This window comes from Dokdonella sp. (genome assembly GCF_041395345.1).
Classification (GTDB): domain Bacteria; phylum Pseudomonadota; class Gammaproteobacteria; order Xanthomonadales; family Rhodanobacteraceae; genus Dokdonella.
In genome coordinates, this window is sequence record NZ_JAWLAR010000011.1 from 87,598 (window position 1) to 105,483 (window position 17,886).

The 17,886-nt window shown below is 61.1% G+C and carries 16 protein-coding genes; 10 read left to right on the forward strand and 6 right to left on the reverse strand.

Translation table 11 applies throughout. The annotated features are described in order from the left end of the window. Window positions 1-167 precede the first annotated feature (167 nt). Both R3F00_RS11360 and R3F00_RS11365 read right to left on the reverse strand, forming a co-directional pair. A complete protein-coding gene (locus tag R3F00_RS11360) occupies window positions 168-1,478 on the reverse strand; it encodes a type II toxin-antitoxin system HipA family toxin (RefSeq protein ID WP_371281911.1) in 1,311 nt (436 codons plus the stop codon). Continuing rightward, window positions 1,475-1,822, reverse strand: a complete 348-nt coding sequence (locus tag R3F00_RS11365; RefSeq protein ID WP_371281912.1) for a helix-turn-helix transcriptional regulator — start codon at window positions 1,820-1,822, stop codon at window positions 1,475-1,477. The genes R3F00_RS11360 and R3F00_RS11365 overlap by 4 nt, the downstream gene beginning before the upstream one ends. Window positions 1,823-2,099: 277 nt before the next feature. Between R3F00_RS11365 and R3F00_RS11370 the strand changes: the two genes are divergently transcribed. Both R3F00_RS11370 and R3F00_RS11375 read left to right on the forward strand, forming a co-directional pair. Continuing rightward, a complete protein-coding gene (locus R3F00_RS11370) occupies window positions 2,100-2,498 on the forward strand; it encodes a VOC family protein (protein ID WP_371281913.1) in 399 nt (132 codons plus the stop codon). 8 nt (window positions 2,499-2,506) lie between these two features. Next, window positions 2,507-3,760: a threonine synthase gene (locus tag R3F00_RS11375; protein WP_371281914.1), complete on the forward strand. Its 1,254-nt coding sequence runs from the start codon at window positions 2,507-2,509 to the stop codon at window positions 3,758-3,760. Window positions 3,761-3,778: 18 nt separating this feature from the next. On the opposite strand, the gene R3F00_RS11380 is transcribed toward R3F00_RS11375, so the two are convergent. Both R3F00_RS11380 and R3F00_RS11385 read right to left on the reverse strand, forming a co-directional pair. Then, window positions 3,779-4,249, reverse strand: coding sequence for a YaiI/YqxD family protein (locus R3F00_RS11380; protein WP_371281915.1), 471 nt, complete (start codon window positions 4,247-4,249; stop codon window positions 3,779-3,781). After that, a complete protein-coding gene (locus tag R3F00_RS11385; protein WP_371281917.1) occupies window positions 4,242-5,315 on the reverse strand; it encodes a DMT family transporter in 1,074 nt (357 codons plus the stop codon). Before R3F00_RS11385 ends, R3F00_RS11380 begins: the two co-directional genes overlap by 8 nt. A gap of 18 nt (window positions 5,316-5,333) precedes the next feature. On the opposite strand from R3F00_RS11385, the gene R3F00_RS11390 reads away from it, so the two are divergent. The 5 genes from R3F00_RS11390 (at window position 5,334) to R3F00_RS11410 (ending at window position 9,582) form a co-directional block, all read left to right on the forward strand. Beyond that, window positions 5,334-5,723 (forward strand): MAPEG family protein, encoded by a 390-nt coding sequence (locus R3F00_RS11390; RefSeq protein WP_371281918.1) that lies wholly within the window; start codon window positions 5,334-5,336, stop codon window positions 5,721-5,723. 25 nt (window positions 5,724-5,748) lie between these two features. Beyond that, window positions 5,749-6,567, forward strand: a complete 819-nt coding sequence (locus tag R3F00_RS11395; RefSeq protein WP_371281919.1) for an aminotransferase class IV family protein — start codon at window positions 5,749-5,751, stop codon at window positions 6,565-6,567. A 308-nt stretch (window positions 6,568-6,875) separates the two neighbouring features. Continuing rightward, on the forward strand, window positions 6,876-7,805 hold the full coding sequence (locus tag R3F00_RS11400) for an acyltransferase (RefSeq protein ID WP_371281920.1): 930 nt from the start codon (window positions 6,876-6,878) through the stop codon (window positions 7,803-7,805). Between the two features lie 120 nt (window positions 7,806-7,925). Further along, window positions 7,926-8,645 (forward strand): YebC/PmpR family DNA-binding transcriptional regulator, encoded by a 720-nt coding sequence (locus R3F00_RS11405; RefSeq protein WP_371281921.1) that lies wholly within the window; start codon window positions 7,926-7,928, stop codon window positions 8,643-8,645. 34 nt (window positions 8,646-8,679) lie between these two features. Continuing rightward, window positions 8,680-9,582, forward strand: a complete 903-nt coding sequence (locus R3F00_RS11410) for an endonuclease/exonuclease/phosphatase family protein (protein WP_371281922.1) — start codon at window positions 8,680-8,682, stop codon at window positions 9,580-9,582. Here R3F00_RS11410 and R3F00_RS11415 read toward each other — a convergent pair whose 3' ends face one another. Further along, complete coding sequence (locus R3F00_RS11415; protein ID WP_371281923.1) at window positions 9,583-9,954, reverse strand: YajD family HNH nuclease; 372 nt, start codon at window positions 9,952-9,954, stop codon at window positions 9,583-9,585. It lies immediately after the preceding gene. Between the two features lie 167 nt (window positions 9,955-10,121). Between R3F00_RS11415 and R3F00_RS11420 the strand changes: the two genes are divergently transcribed. The 3 genes from R3F00_RS11420 (at window position 10,122) to R3F00_RS11430 (ending at window position 15,996) form a co-directional block, all read left to right on the forward strand. Further along, window positions 10,122-13,559, forward strand: coding sequence for a mechanosensitive ion channel domain-containing protein (locus R3F00_RS11420; RefSeq protein ID WP_371281924.1), 3,438 nt, complete (start codon window positions 10,122-10,124; stop codon window positions 13,557-13,559). Between the two features lie 85 nt (window positions 13,560-13,644). Further along, window positions 13,645-14,106, forward strand: a complete 462-nt coding sequence (locus tag R3F00_RS11425) for a RidA family protein (RefSeq protein ID WP_371281926.1) — start codon at window positions 13,645-13,647, stop codon at window positions 14,104-14,106. Between the two features lie 393 nt (window positions 14,107-14,499). After that, complete coding sequence (locus R3F00_RS11430; RefSeq protein WP_371281927.1) at window positions 14,500-15,996, forward strand: DUF1254 domain-containing protein; 1,497 nt, start codon at window positions 14,500-14,502, stop codon at window positions 15,994-15,996. A 311-nt stretch (window positions 15,997-16,307) separates the two neighbouring features. On the opposite strand, the gene R3F00_RS11435 is transcribed toward R3F00_RS11430, so the two are convergent. After that, on the reverse strand, window positions 16,308-17,822 hold the full coding sequence (locus R3F00_RS11435) for an esterase/lipase family protein (RefSeq protein ID WP_371281928.1): 1,515 nt from the start codon (window positions 17,820-17,822) through the stop codon (window positions 16,308-16,310). Window positions 17,823-17,886 lie beyond the last annotated feature (64 nt).

Here is a 17,886-nt window from a genome sequence, read left to right on the forward strand (position 1 = left end):
ATAGTTGCAGGTACGCGGGCAAGTGTCGCTTTCAAGCGTAGCCGGTGTGGTGCTTCGCGGGTGCGCCTTGTCCGATCTTACTTGCTGGTCGCTTCGGTAGCTCAATCAGTCGACCGGCCGATCTCGGAAGTCCCAGTACCTCACGAAGTTTTCGGATACCGGCCTGCCTACTCTTGCCATCCCTTCAACCGAAGCGCCCCGGCGACCGTTCTCAGCCATTCGACACCGACTCCGGCCTTTTCGGCAAACTCCGGCCAGCGTTTCGCAGCAGCGGTCACCTCGGCCAGAATGGTATCCGCCCGGCCGCGCTTCATTGATGCCGATCGTGCGCATTCTCGGAAATCCTCGATGGTGAAACCGTCGCGCTTGCCATTCATGGTCATCTGGTGGCGCGATGTCCAGAGGCCATTCGGGTTATAGCTGAAGGTCACGTCGAACGCAGGTGAGAGTGACCAGTTGCCGGCCTTGTCCATCAGAAAGGCGATGTTCTTGACGTGGTCGTCCTGGTTGCGCGCGACGATATTGAAGGCCATGCGCCGGAATTGTTCTTCGGTCGCCCGCATGGGCAAGCCAAGACGGTGGATCAGCTGAAAGGCCTGCTCATAACTGTAAGCGCCAGCCTGGTTGAAATCGTAGTGGGCAAGGGCGGCGAGAGACTGCATGTGCAGTTTCTCGCCACCGGCCAGTCGGTCGAAGCGTCGCGTCATGAAGTGGCGGCGACCATTTTCCTCGAGCAAGCGGCATTCGCTGATATCGATGCCGGCAGCGCGCGCCATCAGTGCATAGGCGTACTCGATGGCGCCGTAGCCCTTGGGGTCCTCGAGCTCCTTGTCCTTGTTGCCTGCAACGCCGTCGAACTTGAGAATCCAGTACTCGAAGCGTTCGCCTGCGGCCACTTGTCCGGAGCGGACTTCATTGGTATCGCGATTCCAGGCAATCACGGCCTTGGCCCGGGCGCCGCCGGCCGAAGTCCCGACACGCAGGATGTCGCGCAGCGATTCCCCTCGGTGCTCGCCAGCAAACGAACTGTGCAGGTCGTTGCGGCGGGTGAGCACATCGGAGGCGAGTTCGACCAGTGCTTCGATTTCGACCTTTTGCGAACTGCGCGGACGAGGTCCCGTAGCGGGCGCGAACTCGAGCGCACCCATTCCGCGTGCCCCGATGTAGCAGAGGCGCTCGACGGCATCGAAACTTTCGGGCCTGCGCCCCTGGGTTGCCAGCCAGGCATCGATCAGCGCGTTGCCGAAGCGATCCGGCAACGAGTCGGCGAGCAGACCCGGCAAGCCATGGAAGGACTGTTTCGGCAAGTTCGGAAATGCGAAGACCTTGTTGCCCAGCGGCATCATCACGGGTGCGATCTCGATGCCGCTGCGGGCAAAGTCGGGCTCATACTGGAATGCAGCGGTGCTGGCGGAATCCTCGACGGATACGGCACCGATGCTGCGTCCCCAGAGTCTGACCTCCGCAACCGTCGTCACGAGGCGTCTTTCCAGGTCCAGGCTCTTGGCTGTGCCTCGGGTTCGCGGCTAGATGAAGCGCGCTGGCGTTGCCGCCCCTTGAGCTTGAGTTGGTCGATCGGGCTTGGCGGCACTGCCGGCAGTAGAGCCTCCAGGCCGTCGAGCAGATCCAGTGCTCGCAGGATGCGCAGGAAGTTCGACAACTGTGTGGATTCACCGGCCTCCAGGCGCTCGACCGTCCGTTTCGAGACGCCGGCGTTCGTGGCCAACTCGGCCTGGGTCAGGTTATTTTCCAGGCGTCGTCGGCTGATGCGTTCTCCGATCAGCGCGAGGGCACCTGATTCCTGTAGCGACTGCTCGGTCATCACAAATCTCGCGATTGGGGCGTGTTGACGGAAAATAATGCTCTTATTTGCCTGTATTGACGATTAACAGGTTTGAGTTTGCACTATATAACTCGGCAAATGAGGCGATTAGTGCGCAGGAAATCCATTTTATTCGCGATATATGACGAGTTGACGATTCTGATGTAACGACGGTTTCGCCAGGCAGTCGTGCCGCACTGGCGCGGCGGGTTCGGTCGGCACATCGGGTTCATTCGGGGCAGACTGCCTATTGCCCTCAACAACAGGTTCAATGCTCATGCCGCAACAATTTCATGCCATGGCCCTGGTCGTGCGCGACTACGACGAGGCGATCGACTGGTACACGAGAGTGCTGGGCTTCGAGTTGCTAGAGGACACGCCGCGTGAGCCGGGCAAGCGTTGGGTGCGCATGGCGCCACCCGGTTCGCAGGGTGCGTGCTTCCTGCTTGCTCGCGCCGCCAATGCCGAACAGGCCACACGTATAGGCAATCAGACCGGCGGTCGCGTTTTCCTGTTCCTGCATACCGATGACTTCGCGCGTGACCATGCGCGCATGCAGAAACATGACGTCCACTTCTGCGAGCAACCGCGTCATGAAGAATACGGTACGGTTGTCGTTTTCGAGGATCTCTACGGCAATCGCTGGGATCTGATCGAACCGAAAAAAACAAGATAGGTCCAACGATGTCCCATGTGCGGTGCCTGCGCGGTCTCGGGTCCGGGATCGAGTACCCGGCAGACCAGCCGATGAATCTCGACCCCGTCGACGGGCGGCCGGTCGAGATGCTGCTCGATGTCGAGCGGCTCGCAGCCGAACAGCCGAATCAGGCCTGGTATGACCCGAGGCGAAAGGACATGTGGCGGTTCGGCGGCCTGATGGCGCTCGATGCCAGCAATACCGACGATGCCAGACACATCGTCGCGCTGGGTGAAGGTGCGACGCCGCTGCTCGACTACCTGCACCATCCCGTGGCGGCCAGGGCCGGTTTGCGACTTGCCGTCAAGGAGGAAGGCAAGGCGCATGCCGGATACGGTGCCAATCCAACCCGGAGCTTCAAGGATCGCGGAATGGCCATGGTCGTCGCCCAGGCGCGTCGGCTCGGAATCCAACGATTGGCGGTTCCAACCCAGGGCAATGCGGGCGATTCATTGACGCGTTATGCATTGGCTGGAGGATTGTCGATTGTCGTGGCCATGCCAGAGGACACTCCGATGCCGATCCTTGGCAATGTGGCGGCAGCGGCGCATCGGTTTCCGGAGCGCGTCGTGCTTGAACTCGTGGGCCCGACCATTCGCGAAGCCGGAGCTCTGCTCAAGCAAAAATACATTCCGCGCGGATACTTCTCGGTGGCGACATTCCAGGAGCCGGGATGGCGCATCGAGGGCAAGAAATCGCTGGGTCTCGAACTGGCCGAGCCGGCTGTCGGGAGCACACGCTGGAGCTTGCCGGATGCGGTGATCTATCCCACCGGCGGCGGTACCGGCGTGCTCGGCATGTGGAAGGCCTGGGGCGAGCTGGAGGCACTGGGACTGATCGACTCGAAAAGACCGCGCATGATCTGCGTCCAGAGCGCGGCCATGGCGCCTCTGGTGGATGCATTCGAGAAAGGTGAGTCCGATACGCAGGCGCGTCCCGGCACAGGAACGCTGGCTTTCGGCTTGAACGTGCCGGCTGGTGTTGGCCATTTCCGCGTACTCGAGATTGTCCGTGCCAGCGGCGGTGCCGCCGTGTCGGTGCAGGAAGAGGAGATTGCCGCCGAATTGTCGCGAGTGTGGAAACAGACGCACGGGTGGATCAGCCCGGAGGGTGCGGCCTGCCTGGCTGCCATGCCGCAATTGCTCGATCGCCGCTTGCTCAGGCGTGGCGAACGTGTAGTCGTCGTCAATACCGGTTCGGCCGAGAAATACCTGCCAGCCATCCGACATCTTCTTGACTGACCGCGGAACGCGACGCGCTCAGATTCCGCGTCGCGCAATCCACTGGTCGAGCTGGTTGGCGAAGGCCTGACGGTCGCGTGCATGCAACGTCGGCGGTCCACCGGTATCGACCCCGGAGCCGCGCAGTTCATCCATGAAGTTTCGCATCGACAGTCGCTGCGCAATGGTGTCGGCGGTGTACAACTCGCCGCGCGGATTGAGAGCGAGCGCGCCTTTCTCGAGGACCAGGGCAGCAAGCGGTATGTCGGCAGTGATGACCAGGTCCTGCGCGCTGACGCGGCACACGATCTCGCTGTCGGCGACATCGATGCCGGCGCCAACCTGGACCGCGTTGACGAATCGCGACGGCGGTGTGCGTATCCACTGGTTTGCTACCAGGGTGACCCGGATCTTCGCCCGTTCGGCCGCGCGAAAGAGAATGTCCTTGATCACGTTCGGACAGGCATCCGCGTCGACCCAGATGCGTGCGCTGGCATCCGATTCACTCAAGGATATTCTTGGCCTCGGCGACGGCAAGAATTTCCGGCTGCACGCTGTCACCCGGGCGATTGATCAAGGGATGAATGAAGACCGCGCCAAGGATGACGACGACTCCCACGTAGAAGAGCGGCGTCAGTTCTCGTTGTTCGCCAAACAGGATCGCGGCCAGCACGATGGCGTAAACCGGTTCCAGATTGACCGCCAGTTGGGCGCTGAATGCAGTCATGTGGCGCAAGGCGACCAGGGACAGCGCGAACGGCAGCAGCGTGCAGGCGATCGAAAGGGTCAGCAGCAGGAGGATGTCGTTGCCGCTCGGAAGCTCGAAGATCGAACCGGCAAAGGCCGGAAAGATCCAAGGCATCAGTGGCGACAGCATCGTCAGTGCCAGAGTGCCGGCACCCAGTTCGATGCCGGTCACGGTCAGGGCGTCGCCATGTTCGACCAGGCGCTTGTTGAGGGAACCGAACAAGGCAACGAGCAGGGCGGACAAGGCGCCAACCGCGATGCCGAGCCGGAATTCGTCGGGCACACCACCGACGACCAGGGCCACTCCCGGCAGCACCGAGATGCCCAGTGCCAGTTCACGCTTGGAAAAGCGTCGCTTGGCCAGCTTGGGCTCGATCAGGGCGGTGAAGGCCGTTGCCAATGCGATGCACGTGGCTGCAACCGAGGCGTTGGCCAGCTTGATGGCGCCATAGAAGGTCAGCCAGTGCAGGGCGACCAGGACACCGATGCCGGCATAGGCCAGGATCAGTTTTGGCGGCATCATGCGCAATCCGCGCCAGGCACGCGGGATCAGCGTCAGCACGACGACCACCAGCAACATGCGCCACCAGACCAGGGGCAGGGCAGGCAGCGAAATCAGCTTGCCGATGATCGGCGTAAAGCCCCAGAGCAGCACGCAGAAATGGATCTGGAACTGGGCTTTTGCAGCGGGCGAAAGGGTGCTCAGGACGGCAATCTCGTGTTCGGGCTGGGTGAAGGAACGACGCGGGCGGCAAGCATGCCATAGGGCGCGCGCGTTCGAATCAGCCGATTCGTGCAGAGGTTCCGGATTTTGGGCACACTCAAGCATCAACAGGAGGGGAGCGCCATGTCCATCGAACTGCAGATGCTGCTCTGGTCAATCATTCTCGGACTCGTGCATGTCGCGCTCAGCGCAACACTGGGCACGATGCAGCGGGGCCTGATGTGGAATGCCGGCGCGCGTGACGGCGTGCCGAAGCCGCTGACCGGCGTGGCAGGGCGCCTGGATCGGGCCAACCGGAACTTCCTCGAGACCTTCCCCTTTTTCGCGGCGGCGGTTCTGGCCGTTCTGTTTGCGCAGAAAACCGATTCGCATACCGCGCTCGGGGTGCAACTCTATTTCTGGGCCCGGGTGGCCTATCTGCCTGTGTATGCGGCCGGGATTCCGTTCCTGCGGACCCTGATCTGGGTGGTATCGATGGCCGGCCTCATTCTCGTGCTGATGGCCTTGTTCTGAGCGTGGCCCGGATCGTTCCATAGCCATGCTTGCAGTCGCGGACGCCTCGCCGGTCAGGCGGGTCGAGCTCAACGGGCGCGCTCCCACCACGGCCGAAATGGCCTTCCTGGCCCAGGTGAACTACGGGCACTTCACTTCCATGCAGGTGCGGGATGGCTGCGTGCGTGGCTTCGGGCTGCATCTTGATCGCCTGGCCATGGCTACTCGGGAACTGTTCGGCAGCGAGCTGGATCTGGAGCGGACGCGCGGCTGGATTCGACAGGTCCTGGACGGTCGGCCGGCATCGCTGCGCGTGACCGTGTTTTCGACAGCGCTGGATCGCTCGAAGCCGGAGGGCGTGACCCCGGCAGATGTTCTCGTCGCAGCCAGCCCGGCTCGCATAGGCAGGGCAAGTCCTCTGCGCTTGCAATCGGTTGTCTACGCGCGCGATCTGCCCCACATCAAGCATGTCGGCACGTTCAGCCTGTTCCACTATTTGCGGCAGGCCCGCCTGGCCGGTTTCGACGATGTCCTGTTTCGTACGCGCGGCGGCGAGTATTCCGAGGGGTCGACCTGGAATATCGGGTTCTGGGATGGCCAGAACGTGATCTGGCCGACCGCGCCAGCCCTTCCGGGTGTTACTCGCAATTTGCTCGACGAAGGACTGCAGGCTGCAGGGATTCGCATCGTATCGCGGCCTGTGACGGCGGCCGAACTGCCGGCCCTGCGATCGGCCTTCGTCATGAATGCGGGTTGGGTGGGCCCGCAGATCGAATGCATCGATGAATTCAGGCTGTCAGTCGATCCGCAGCTCGATGAAATACTCGGGGCAGCCTATGAATCCCGGCCCTGGGAGAAAGTCTGATTCGAATGGCGCTGACTTTGGACAACACCGAATAGGCCGTCATTCCAGCGAAGGCTGGAAACCAGCTCTTGTTTTCATCCTCGCAATCGAAGGGCCGAACTGGATTCCAGCCTTCGCCGGAATAACCTGCGGAGACTGGTTCAGCACGTTCCACAGTCAGCGCCATTCGAGCCCTGGCGCGGACTCCCGGGCCCCGGGCAGATCGGGGTGCGCCATTCTCGCTGAACGGTCCGGCCGGAATCGAAGCGTAGGCCGGGCTGTTCATCGCTGTTAATGTGACGCCTGTTCCCGCGCCTGATTCAAACCCGATGCCCGCCACGCTTTCCTCCACGCCGCGTATTGCCGTCAGCGCCACGCTGATTGCGCTCAATACCGTTGTTCATGCGACCCCCTTGCTGCTTCTCGCAGTGATCAAGTTTCTCGTGCCGATCGCCGGATTTCGCCGATTCATCTCGCGTGTCCTGGTCTTGATCGCCGAGAGCTGGATCGCGGTCAACAGCTGGCTGATGCAATATCTGGCAGGCACTGACATCCGGGTGCATGGCCTGGAGAAGCTGCAACGGCGCGGCTGGTATCTGGTCATCTGCAATCATCAGAGCTGGGTGGACATCCCGGTCCTGCAGCAGGTCTTCAACCGACGCATTCCGTTTCTGAAGTTCTTCCTCAAGAGCCAGTTGATCTGGGTTCCGGTGCTGGGTCTGGCCTGGTGGGCGCTGGATTTTCCCTTCATGAAGCGCTATTCGCGGGAGCAACTTGAAAAACACCCCGAGTGGCGTGGCAAGGATGTCGAGGCGACCCGAAAGGCTTGCGAGAAGTACCGGGAATTGCCTGTGTCGGTGATGAACTTCGTCGAGGGCACGCGCTTTACCGAAGCCAAACATGATCGTCAGAAGTCGCCCTATCGCCATCTGCTGCATCCGCGTGCGGGCGGCATAGCGTTTGTTCTTGACGCCATGGGTGACATGCTCAATGCCGTGGTCGACGTGACCGTGTTCTACCCATCGGGACGTCCGGACGTGCTCGACCTGCTGGCGGGTCATATCCGGCAGGTGGAGGTCAGCATAAGGACGATTCCAATCCCGCCCGAACTGCTGGGCGGTGACTACGAGAACGACGAGTCGTTCCGGCGCCGCTTCCAGGACTGGCTGAACGACCTCTGGGCCCGCAAGGATGCGAAACTGGAGCTGGCCGGTACCCAGGGTCCGATCGCGCAAGTGCAGGAGCCCGACAGGCTTTGATCAGGTGCGGCGGAATGATCATGGAAGGTGGGCCCGGCCCTGCTAGAATCCGCGCCGCCATTGGCGATAGGGCCGAATGGCCCGATCGTCGAATCACCCCAACAAGACGCAGGTATTCCCATGGGCAGAGGCCCTAGTATTGAAGGTCGCAAGAACGCCGAGGACGCGAAGCGCGGCAAGATTTTCACCAAACTGATCCGCGAGATTACCGTGGCCGCCCGCAACGGGGGCGACCCGGCAAGCAACGCGCGCTTGCGCATGGGCATCGACAAGGCCCTGTCCGCCAACATGACCAAGGACACCATCGAACGCGCGATCAAGCGCGGTTCCGGTGCCGAAGGTTCTGACAACATGCAGGAGCTGCGCTACGAGGGCTATGGCCCGGGCGGCGTTGCCCTGATCATCGACACGATGACCGACAACACCGTGCGCACCGTGGCCGATGTCCGTCATGCGCTGTCCAAACACGGCGGAAATCTCGGCACCAGCGGTTCGGTTGCGTTCCAGTTCGCACGAATCGGCGAGATCGTTCTTGACGGCACTACGCCCGAACAGGAAGAAAAGATCCTCGAAGCGGCACTCGAGGCAGGTGCGGATGATGTCATCAGCGCGTCCGGGCGAACCACGGTCCTGTGCGCTCCGGAGAATTTCGAGGCGGTCAAGGCAGGCCTGGTCGAAGCCGGCTTCGAGCCGATCAGCGATGACGTGGTCATGCGACCGGCCAATCGCGTCGCCGTGAGTGGCGAAGACGCCGAGACCTTGGCGGACCTGCTTGAGTGGCTCGAGGAGCTCGATGACGTGCAGGAGGTCTACCACAACGCCTCCTTGCCGGAATCCTGAAGGACACGCTGCCATTTCATTTTCCGGAACAGTCATGATGCGTCCATCGGGATGGGCGTCTGCTTGCCTGTTGTTGCTGATGGCCGGCTGTGCCGGCCCCTCGTTGCGCGACGCGCCACCGAAGACCCTCAAGATCGCCACCTGGAATCTCGAGCATCTGGCAGAAGCCGAGGGAGTCGGCTGCCGGGCCCGCAATGCGTCCGACTATCACGCACTGCGGCGCTATGCGGATGAGCTGGATGCCGATGTGATCGCCTTCGAGGAAGTCGAGAGCGCGGCGGCTGCAGCACGCGTGTTCCGACCGGACCGGTACACGATCGTCATCTCGGGGAGACCCGAGAGCGGTCGCCGTGGCACCTGCAACGACCGCAGTGGAACCGGGCCGGAATTGCGCAGCCAGAAAGTCGGGTTTGCCGTGCGCAAGGGCATCGCATTCGAGCGCCATCCGGATGTGCGCGAACTGGGGTTGGGAAACCCTGATCTGCGCTGGGGCGTCGACATTACCGTGCAGGCCGAACAACCGTTGCGCCTGTTGGCCGTGCATCTGAAGAGTGGGTGTTCGGCAGGCTCCGAAAAGGAGTCCTGCGATGTCCTGTTTCGGCAGATCCCCGTTGTCGAACAATGGATGGTGCAGCGAAGGGACGAGGGCGCTGCATTTGCGATCCTGGGAGACTGGAACCGGCGTCTCGCGCAGTCGGGTGATCGCGTCTGGGAAGACCTTGCCGGAGGTCAACCCGCTGGCGCGCTGCTGGTCAATGCGGCGGAGGGCCGGCGTGCCAGTTGCCTGCAGCGCTACCCGGATTTCATTGACCACATCCTGCTCGACCCGAAGGCTGCAGCAAGAAAGATTCCGGGTTCATTCGAAGAGTTCAGCTACGGCGTCGATGAAGAAAGCCATCCTTCAGATCATTGTCCCATCGCGATCAGCCTGCGCTGATCAGCGTTGCTTCAAGAGGTCCTTAAGCCCGGCAAACGGGTTGCTGGTCGCGGAATCGCTCTTGCTTTCCGCAGTCGAAGCGCTTTCGCCCGTGTAGTCGATGTAGCGTGAGTGCTCATTGTCGTGGCAATACACGCACAGCAGTTCCCAGTTGCTTCCATCAGGCGGATTGAAATCGTGATCGTGGTTGCGGTGATGCACGGTCAGTTCCTGCAGGTTGGCGCGCGTGAACTCGCGTGCGCAACGGCCGCAGACCCACGGGTACATCTTCAGGGCGCGCTCGCGATAACCCGTCTCGCGTTGTGCAGCATCGCGCCGCGCCTGCGCAACAATGCGGTCGAGTCTTGATTCGTCGAAGCCTTTGGTAGCCAAGGGTTGCCTGCAATTGACCGGGTTCGGTCTGGAAGATAGCGCAGCTCGATCCTGCCTGGGTGATCGAATTGTGTCGGCTGCAGGAATTTTTGCCCGGTCTTGAGCATGGTCATGACGATTTCCAGCGTCCATAATCCTCGCTGGCCTGTCGCTCACCGAGGTTAGCCTTGATTCAAGCGATCCCCCTGATTGCTGTCGCGCGCCTGGCCGCGTATGTGCTGCTGCCCGTTTTTTCCGCATCGGTGGCTCTTGCCCAGTCCGCATCACAGGGTTCAGCCGACGCCATCGTCAGTGTCGACGAGATCAACAGCCGCATCGACGCATTGCAGGCCGGGTCCGGCTCACAAGCAGGTGGCAAGGATGCATTGACCGCAGACCGGCAGCTGACCCTGGAAAACCTGAAGGCTGCGCTGGCCAGAATGGAAAGTGCCCAGGCCTCGCAGAAGAAAGCAGAAGCCTATGCAGAGGCGCTCAAGCTGGCGCCGGCGAAGATTGCCGATCTCGGTGCGAAACTGGAGCAGCCACTCGAGGAACCAGCGCCTTCCCAGCAGGCGGACTTGTCCCCGGCCCGGGCCCAGCTGCAGATGGCAACCCTGCAAATCAAGGCTGTTTCGCTGCGCACCGACAGTCGGCGCATCGAAGATGCCCTGCGCGTCATGGGCACGCGGCGCCTCGCAGCACGCGAGGAACTGACCGATTTGCGCGAACAGCTGGATCAGAAAACCGAACTGGTGCCGGCCGGCGCGTCCCCGATGTTGCTGGACTCGTTCAAGATCAAGGCGGATGCGATCAGGCAGGACCTGTCCGCCCGGATTGCCAATGCAGAACAGGAGATTCTCAGCCTGCCGACCCGCGAAGCGATTGCCAACGCGCGGCATGCCCTGGTCGAGCGCGAACTGCGTCAGGTCGAACGGCAGATTTCCGATCTGGGCCGGCGCATGGATGCCAGGGAGCAGGAGGAAACCGCAGCCAAGATGGAGGCTGCCGAGCAGGCTGCCGCAAGTCTTGCCGGAGCTTCCGAGCCGCTCAGGAAGATGGCCGAGGATACGGTTGCCTTGCGCAAGGAAATGTCGGCGATAAGCAGCAATCTGAGGAAGCTCTGGTCGACCAAGGATCGCATCCACAGTCAGCTGCAGAACATTACGGTTTCGCGCAGGAATGCGGATCAGATTCTCGCGTTTGGCCGAATCGGAGAAGAACCTGGAAGTCTGCTTCGCGAGGTAGCCAAGAAGCTTCCTGCTGCGGCCACGCTGCAGCACAGGATCGAAGAGCGCCAGGGCGAAATGATCGACGCCCGCGTCAGGCAATTCGAGACCGAGCAAGAGCTGGGCACGGCTGCCGACGGGCCCGCGGCGGTGGAAAGATTCCTCGAGGCCAATCATCTCGATCAGACCGAGTCGAACCGGGACCAGGTCCGCTCCCTGTTGAGTGCGAGGCGCTCGGCATTGTCAGATTTGTTCGACATCGAGGGTCGCCAGGTCGAGTCTCTGGCTGAAGTCAATTCGCTGCAGACCGAGCTCTTGCAGCGCAGCTCGCAATTGCGCTCGGTGCTCGACCAGCGCCTGCTATGGCTGCCCAGTGCGCGGCCGATCGATTCATCCTGGGGCAGGACGTTGGTCGCGGGCGTCACCGGGCTGATCACGAGTGAAAATCTGGCCAAGCTGGAGCCGGTCGCACGCAATTCATTGCACACGGATTCACCACTCAGACCTCTCCTGCTTGTCCTGGCGGTTGTGCTATTTGCCCTGCGCAGGCATCTGCTCAGGCAACTCGAGAAACTGTCTCAGCCAATCGGGACCCGATCTGACCGGTTCATGCTGACCATGCAAGCCTTGTTGGTGACGATGTTGCTTGCCCTTCCCGTACCTTTGGCCCTCGGGTTGCTTGGATCGATCTTCCTCGAACCCTACAACCCGTCGTCGTTTCCGAATGCCCTGGGTCGGGGCCTGACCAATGTGGCCATTGTCCTGTTCATCCTTGGCCTCTTTCGCAACATGTGCCGCCACCATGGGCTTTTCGCAGCCCATTTCGGCTGGCCCGCTGCGGGGGTGCGGCGGCTGGGCAAGGCGCTCTGGATGGTCACACTTGCCATTGCGCCGGCTGCCCTGTTGAGCGGCCTGGCGGAAAACGCGAACGATGGCACGCTGATCGAAGGTCTGGGCAGGTTGAGCACGCTGATCAGTTCGATCGCACTGGCGGTATTTGCCTATCAGATATTCAAGCCTGAAGGCGGCGCAATGACCACGGATCTGTCGAGAGAGGGATTGATCTGGAGAACGCGACACCTCTGGTACTGGATATTCGTGTGCATGCCCCTGGTCCTGGCGATGCTTTCCATTGCGGGTTATGGCGCCAGCGCCGATGCGTTGCAATCGCGACTGGTGACCTCCGGCTGGATCATTCTTGTCGTCGTCATCATCTACCAGGTCGCTTTGCGTGGCGTGCTTGTATCAGGGCGCCAGGCTGCACTGAAGCAGGCAGAAGCCAGGCAGGCGAAGCGGGCAGAAGAACAAATAGCGGGCCAGTCAGGCGGGGAAGGCGGTGAGGGTGCACCCATCCAGCAGGAGGAGCCGGACGTCGATGTGGTGACCGTCAGTCAGCAGACTCGCGGCATCCTGCGTGCCACGTCGGCCATTGTACTTGCGATGCTGCTATGGGAGATCTGGAGCGGACTCGTTCCGGCTCTGGGCATCTTCAACAATTTTGTGCTCTGGTCGGATGTGGCGACCACGGCGACCGGCAAGATCGTGACCGAAGTGACCCTGGGGCATGTCCTGTTCAGCGGCCTGCTGCTGACGCTCACCGTTTTCGCGGTGCGCAATCTTCCGGGCTTTCTTGAAGTGGTGGTTCTGCACCGCTTCGATCTCGACTCCGGTACGCGCTATGCGTATGTGACGATCCTGCGTTACCTGATTCTCGCCATCGGCCTGGTGGTTTCCTTCAGCCATATCGGCGTGGACTGGTCGAAGCTGCAATGGATCGTCGCAGCACTCGGCGTGGGTCTGGGTTTCGGCTTGCAGGAAATCGTTGCCAACTTTGTCTCCGGCATCATCATCCTGTTCGAACGCCCCGTTCGCGTCGGTGACCTGATCTCGATCGACAATACGGTAGGCACCGTGTCCCGGATCAAGATCCGAGCCATCACGATCACCGATCCGGACAACTTCGAGGTGCTGGTTCCGAACAAGGCCTTCATCACCGGTACGGTCAAGAACTGGTCGCTGACCACGCCGATCACGCGCGTTACGGTCAAGGTGGGCATTGCCTACGGCAGCGATGTCGGTCGCGCGCAGACGATCCTGCACGAAGTCGCTGCGGGCAATGAAAACGTACTTGAGACGCCGGCACCGGCGGTCCTGTTCCTCGGCTTCGGCGACAGCTCACTGGATCTGGAACTTCGGGCCTTCGTGGGGCGGATTGACCAGCGTTTGCCGACCCTGCACGCCCTGCATGTGGCCGTGCACGAGGCATTCATGAAGGCAGGCATCGAGATTCCGTTTCCCCAGCGCGACCTGCATATTCGCGAGTCAGCGGGCATTGACGGACTGCTGGAGGCGACGAAGTCCGACAAGGGGAACGCGGGAGATGCGCCGGCGTCGACGTGAGCCGATACGCTCGGAGTGCGGTTCGAGCCGCCTGTCTCCTGCCCGGGTTCGGTATGCTTGACCTGACCTCAACCTGGAGACAGAAATGAATTACAGATCTGCCGTGATCCTGCTGCTCGCGCTGCTTTCCCTGCCGATGATTGCCCAGGCAGCGGGGAAGCCGGAAGTGACCTTCATCAATTCGGACCAGGCCAAGGCCGCAGGCTATCCGTTCTCCCAGGCGGTTCGTGTGGATCACACCTTGTACCTGTCAGGTCAGATCGGAGTTGATCCAGCGACCGGCAAACTCGTGGATGGCGGTATCACCAACGAATCGCGGCAGACCATGCAGAACATCAAGGATCTGCTCACTACGCACGGTCATTCGATGGCCGACATCGTCAAGTGCACGGTGATGCTGGCCGACATCAAGGAGTGGCCTGCCTTCAACACCGTCTACCGCGAGTTTTTCGACGGTCGGTTCCCGGCACGCAGTGCGTTTGCCGGAAGTGGCCTGGCGCTGAATGCGCGCGTCGAAGTGGAATGCATTGCAGTCGTGGGTGACTGATCGCGCGGGATGACGGTATCGTCGCTTCCGGCAGGAGCAGACTGCAGTTGCGCTGCTCCTGACCTCGCCGGATGTGTATCGGGTAATGAAATTGTGTCCGCAGTCTGCTCCTGCGAGAAGACGCCATCAGGAAGCGCTGACCGGTGCAAGGCGCTGAGGTGACCGCGTTGACGCCGCTTCAATTCATGGCAACGTATCGCCAAATTGATTCTCTGCCGTACTTCCGGCGCACAACTTGCCTACGCTACGATAGACATTGCGGTGCAGCTGGCGCAGGCGGGATCCTGGATCTTCGGTTGCAACAGACCGCTGTACCGACGGCAGTGAGTCAATATTCCATCCCGGCCCGAAGTCTGCAAATCGAACAGGCCCATTATGTTCTTGGAGACAAGCATGAAAATTCGACGAGCCACGCCCAGTTTATCTGCTCTTATCACTCTGGCATTGATGGCTGGATGTAACCAAAACTCCAGTGACACCAACGCCGTTTCGGAGGCGCCCTCAACAACGGCACCTGCACCGGCAACACAAGAAGGAACGGCGGGACCCAGTGCCGAGCAAGGACGCCGGATTGCCGCAGACGCTTTTGTGTATGGCTACTCACTGATTACCACGGACATCACCAGGGTGCAGATGAGCAATGTGCCCGAAGTGAAGGACCTGACGGCGCCGGTCGGCCAGTTCATCAATGTGCCGCGGTACCCGCCGGCGGATTACCGCGGCGTCTCGGCGCCCAATGCCGACACCCTGTATTCGGTGGCGTGGGTGGACTTGAGCGAACCGCAGGTCTTCAGTCATCCGGACATGGGCAAGCGCTTCTTTCTATTCGAAATCTCGGACCTCTGGATGATCGATCTAGCCGACTCCCCGAGTGCCCGTACTGCTGATGGCGCAGCTGCCAACTACCTGCTTACCGGTCCGGGTTGGACGGGAACGGTGCCCGAAGGGATGAAGCATATCCCGATGGAGACGCGCTACATGGTTGTGCTTGGCCGGACCTACGCCGATGGCACCGATGCGGACTACAAGGCGGTCAATTTGCTGCAGGCGCAATACAAGATCACCCCGTTGTCGGCCTGGGGCCAGCCCTACACGCCAGTGGCGCCGCCGGTCGATCCCGATACGGGCTACAGCATGACTGAGAAGCCGCAGGAGGTGATCAACGCCATGGATTCGTCTACCTATTTCAACAAGTTGGCAAGCCTCATGTGCAAGGATGCGCCACCGGCGGCTATTGACGCACCGCAGGTAGAGGAAATGGCCAAAATAGGGATCGTGCCCTGCGAGCCATTTGATGCCAGCAAATGGGATCCGGCGGTGCAGACTGCGGTCACCGAGGGGATCAAGTCCGGATGGGAAAGAATCAAGGCCAACCAGGAAAACCTGGGCAAGAAGGTCAATGGCTGGACGATTACAAAGGGGCTGGGCGTTTACGGTACCGACTATCTGAAGCGGGCCACGGTAGCCGCGTTCGGCTGGCCGGCCAATCGTGAGCAGGATGCGGTCTACCCCTACACCATGGTGGACAGTGAGGGTCAGAAACTCAATGGCGCCAACAAGTACACCCTGACATTTGCCAAGGGCGAGACGCCACCAGTCAAGGGTTTCTGGTCGATCACCATGTACATGATCGACGGAGGCTGGTGGTTTGTACCGAACAAGCTGAACAAGTTTACAGTCAGCCCGCGCGACAACCTGAAGACCAATGCCGATGGGTCGACCACGCTCTATTTCCAGACCGAGTCGCCGGGCAAGGACAAGGAGTCCAACTGGCTGCCAGCGCCATCTGGCGAATTCATCCCGATGCTGCGCATGTATTACCCAGAGCCATCGGCACCATCGATTCTGGATGGCAGCTGGACGCCGCCGGCGGTTGTGAGAGTGCAATAGCTCGCCAGCGCTGATCGCCGATTGCAGCCGGTGACTTTCCACCACCGGCTGCAATCTATCAAGGGTTCGATCCGAAGCAGGGCTGGCATTGCGGCTTCGCGAATGCTGCAGACCTGTTCATGCGGATCGCCGATTATCCCGGGGTCGACGATAGGGGTCTTCTGACAACGAGACCTTGCGCGAGTCGCTGCGCCGCCCCGTGATCGAAGTGATCATGGCGATCAACTAGACATTGCACGAGTACCGTTCCGACGGTGTCCAACTGATTGTCAGCTTCCGTCCCTGGCTTCATTTCAAGATGTCGGACGTGATCACAGCACGCCGCCCGGTTCGGTATCCTTGAAACTGCGCGGACTGGTTTGCCGGGCCAGGCTGAATACCCCCTCGCGCACCACCCGCGTCATGCGGATATCGATGATCGTGGTTTCGTTCGGCGCGATCAGTGGCAGCAGGTTCTGCACGTCGGCCTGGAGTTCGGCCATCCAGTATTCGACAAAATGATCGCCATCGCGCGGCGTGATACGCAATCCATACGGGGGTCGTGGTATTAGCGCCTTGCGCGCAACCTCGCCTTCCTTCTTGCCAGGCACGGCCTCGCAACCGGTCAGCGTGGCGTGATTGAGAAAGAAGGTGAGATTCCCGGATCGCCGGTTGTACTGGCGATCGGCAAGAAAGTTTTCGGGCAGCTGGTTGGGATCGTTGTTGGGGCCGGCGGTCAACAGGACCTTGACGTCGGGCGCGCCGATGCCGCTCGAGTCGATCAGGCGAAAGATCACCATGGCGTGTGGATCGTGGATGTACTCGCGATCCGGCAGTACCGGAACGTGCTCGACTTCGAGTCGCCTGGCGACCTCCTGGTGGGCCTTGTTCTCGCTGTCGAATTGATCGCACAGCGTCGTGTAGTCGGCTCCAGTTGAAACGCCGAGGCAGCGCAGAATCGCTGCAACCGTTTCGTCCTGGCCGCCGTCGTCTCGTACCGCGCGCATGATGCCCATGGCTTCGCCCGAGTGGGCCTTGCCAGGCACGATCTTGAAGGCTGTCCTTGGCGACCGCCTGGTTGAGACCTTCTTGAGCGTGCGCAGGCGCTTTCTGGCCGAAGGCAACGCTTCGCCCGCAACGCTTTCCGGCTGCTCGAGCACGATGTGGGTGGCATTGAGGTTGGCTGCGGCGAGGCGGACGACACCATCGGATCCGATTTCGCCGGTATACGGATTGACGAAGTCGTACAGCTTGCGGTCGATCGAATCGCCGCTGAGCACGAACTGGAAGAGTGGCTGCGCAGACTCCGTCAGTTTCAGGCGCGGATAGTCATTGATCCAGCGCAGGTTGAGCTCACAGGATTCCGGGCTGCCGAGTTCAAGCCAGTCGAGTACGCCCTGTCCCGGCTCGATTCCGTTGAACCAGCTCCTGATCGCGGCCAGACGCGACTTGCCGAGTTGCGCCAGTGCCGACCCGAAATTGGCCGGAGCGAGCATGATCAGATGGCTCATCGGACAGTCGGACGGGCGTTTGGTCCGCACCCAGGTTCGATCGAACCAGTCACGAACAACCGGCCCTCCAGTCGAATGGGTAATGCAGACGAAGCGCCGGTTGGCTCCCGCGCTTTCAAGTACGGCAGACAGCGCAGACTCGAATCCGCGCGAGATATCCGACAATTTCACTTCATCGCGAAAGCTGACGTACTGCCCGAGATGAACGTGCTTCACGTCGAGTCTTGGTCCGCCGGCACGCGCCGCCTCGGCCTTGAGACGGGCGGGCAGGGCGCCGTAGGTATTCGTGTTGGTGACGCTCCAGCCATGCACGAAGACAACCAGCAATGCAGCCATCGTCGCTCTCCTTGATGATCGGATCCGGACAACCTGAAACAGTCCGCTCCGGCGGCGCCTCGAC